This window comes from Streptomyces sp. A01 (assembly GCF_059026195.1).
The window spans coordinates 1-3,289 of sequence record NZ_JBWLKN010000066.1 but is presented as its reverse complement, the minus strand read 5'-3'; the positions used below and the strand labels follow the sequence as shown (position 1 = coordinate 3,289).

Annotated in this window: 1 rRNA gene; it reads left to right on the top strand. The window is 57.4% G+C overall.

Features of this window, described 5'->3' with window-relative positions:
- Positions 1-144 precede the first annotated feature (144 nt).
- A 23S ribosomal RNA gene (locus tag AC5P1B_RS35425) occupies positions 145-3,268 on the top strand.
- Positions 3,269-3,289: the final 21 nt, after the last annotated feature.

Sequence of the window (3,289 nt, the reverse complement as noted above, 5' to 3'; positions counted from 1 at the left end):
GGGCGCGCTGTTGGGTGTCTGAGGGTGCGGGCTGAAGCAGCCTGGATCTTCTGCTGCCGGTCCCAGTGAACTTGCCTTGTATGGGGTGGGGTGATGGGTGGCTGGTCGTTGTTTGAGAACTGCACAGTGGACGCGAGCATCTGTGGCCAAGTTTTTAAGGGCGCACGGTGGATGCCTTGGTACCAGGAACCGATGAAGGACGTGGGAGGCCGCGATAGGCCCCGGGGAGCTGTCAACCGAGCTTTGATCCGGGGGTGTCCGAATGGGGAAACCCGGCAGTCGTCATGGGCTGTCACCCATACCTGAACACATAGGGTATGTGGAGGGAACGCGGGGAAGTGAAACATCTCAGTACCCGCAGGAAGAGAAAACAACCGTGATTCCGGGAGTAGTGGCGAGCGAAACCGGATGAGGCTAAACCGTAGGCGTGTGATACCCGGCAGGGGTTGCGCTTACGGGGTCGTGGGAGTTCTCTTTCATCGTCTGCCGGCGATGAGACGAGTCAGAAACCGTATGGATAGGCGAAGGGCATGCGAAAGGCCCGGCGTAGAGGGTAAGACCCCCGTAGCTGAAATCTGTACGGCTCGTTTGAGAACCACCCAAGTAGCACGGGGCCCGAGAAATCCCGTGTGAATCTGGCGGGACCACCCGCTAAGCCTAAATATTCCCTGGTGACCGATAGCGGATAGTACCGTGAGGGAATGGTGAAAAGTACCGCGGGAGCGGAGTGAAATAGTACCTGAAACCGTGTGCCTACAAGCCGTGGGAGCGTCGCGCATCGAGCTTGCTCGGTGCGTCGTGACTGCGTGCCTTTTGAAGAATGAGCCTGCGAGTTTGCGGTGTGTTGCGAGGTTAACCCGTGTGGGGAAGCCGTAGCGAAAGCGAGTCCGAATAGGGCGGTATAGTAGCGCGCTCAAGACCCGAAGCGGAGTGATCTAGCCATGGGCAGGTTGAAGCGCGGGTAAGACCGTGTGGAGGACCGAACCCACCAGGGTTGAAAACCTGGGGGATGACCTGTGGTTAGGGGTGAAAGGCCAATCAAACTCCGTGATAGCTGGTTCTCCCCGAAATGCATTTAGGTGCAGCGTCGTGTGTTTCTTGCCGGAGGTAGAGCACTGGATAGGCGATGGGCCCTACCGGGTTACTGACCTTAGCCAAACTCCGAATGCCGGTAAGTGAGAGCGCGGCAGTGAGACTGTGGGGGATAAGCTCCATGGTCGAGAGGGAAACAGCCCAGAGCATCGACTAAGGCCCCTAAGCGTACGCTAAGTGGGAAAGGATGTGGAGTCGCAGAGACAACCAGGAGGTTGGCTTAGAAGCAGCCACCCTTGAAAGAGTGCGTAATAGCTCACTGGTCAAGTGATTCCGCGCCGACAATGTAGCGGGGCTCAAGCGTACCGCCGAAGTCGTGTCATTCCAGCACATACCCCCAACGGGGGCTGGGATGGGTAGGGGAGCGTCGTGTGCCGGGTGAAGCAGCCGCGTAAGCGAGTTGTGGACGGTTCACGAGTGAGAATGCAGGCATGAGTAGCGATACACACGTGGGAAACGTGTGCGCCGATTGACTAAGGGTTCCTGGGTCAAGCTGATCTGCCCAGGGTAAGTCGGGACCTAAGGCGAGGCCGACAGGCGTAGTCGATGGACAACCGGTTGATATTCCGGTACCCGCTTTGAAACGCCCAGCGCTGAATCCATTAATGCTAAGGCCGTGAAGCCGTCCTGGAGCCTTCGGGCAAAGGGAAGTGGTGGAGCCGCCGGTCCAAGGTGGTAGTAGGTGAGCGATGGGGTGACGCAGGAAGGTAGTCCAGCCCGGGCGGTGGTAGTCCCGGGGTAAGGGTGTAGCCCGAGAGATAGGTAAATCCGTCTCTCACGAGGGTGAGACCTGATGCCGAGCCGATTGTGGTGAAGTGGATGATCCTATGCTGTCGAGAAAAGCCTCTAGCGAGTTTCATGGCGGCCCGTACCCTAAACCGACTCAGGTGGTCAGGTAGAGAATACCGAGGCGTTCGGGTGAACTATGGTTAAGGAACTCGGCAAAATGCCCCCGTAACTTCGGGAGAAGGGGGGCCATTTCCGGTGATGGGTTTTACACCTTGAGCTGGGGGTGGCCGCAGAGACCAGCGAGAAGCGACTGTTTACTAAAAACACAGGTCCGTGCGAAGCCGTAAGGCGATGTATACGGACTGACGCCTGCCCGGTGCTGGAACGTTAAGGGGACCGGTTAGTCACTCTTCGGGGTGGCGAGGCTGAGAACTTAAGCGCCAGTAAACGGCGGTGGTAACTATAACCATCCTAAGGTAGCGAAATTCCTTGTCGGGTAAGTTCCGACCTGCACGAATGGCGTAACGACTTCTCGACTGTCTCAACCATAGGCCCGGTGAAATTGCACTACGAGTAAAGATGCTCGTTTCGCGCAGCAGGACGGAAAGACCCCGGGACCTTTACTATAGCTTGATATTGGTGTTCGGTTCGGCTTGTGTAGGATAGGTGGGAGACTGTGAAGCATGCACGCCAGTGTGTGTGGAGTCATCGTTGAAATACCACTCTGGTCGTGCTGGATGTCTAACCTGGGTCCGTGATCCGGATCAGGGACAGTGTCTGGTGGGTAGTTTAACTGGGGCGGTTGCCTCCTAAAGAGTAACGGAGGCGCCCAAAGGTTCCCTCAGCCTGGTTGGCAATCAGGTGTTGAGTGTAAGTGCACAAGGGAGCTTGACTGTGAGACTGACGGGTCGAGCAGGGACGAAAGTCGGGACTAGTGATCCGGCGGTGGCTTGTGGAAGCGCCGTCGCTCAACGGATAAAAGGTACCCCGGGGATAACAGGCTGATCTTCCCCAAGAGTCCATATCGACGGGATGGTTTGGCACCTCGATGTCGGCTCGTCGCATCCTGGGGCTGGAGTCGGTCCCAAGGGTTGGGCTGTTCGCCCATTAAAGCGGTACGCGAGCTGGGTTTAGAACGTCGTGAGACAGTTCGGTCCCTATCCGCTGTGCGCGTAGGAGTATTGAGAAGGGCTGTCCCTAGTACGAGAGGACCGGGACGGACGAACCTCTGGTGTGCCAGTTGTCCTGCCAAGGGCATGGCTGGTTGGCTACGTTCGGGAGGGATAACCGCTGAAAGCATCTAAGCGGGAAGCCTGCTTCGAGATGAGTACTCCCACCCCCTTTGAGGGGTTAAGGCTCCCAGTAGACGACTGGGTTGATAGGCCAGATATGGAAGGCGGGTAACCGCTGGAGTTGACTGGTACTAATAGGCCGAGGGCTTGTCCTCAGTTGCTCGCGTCCACTGTGT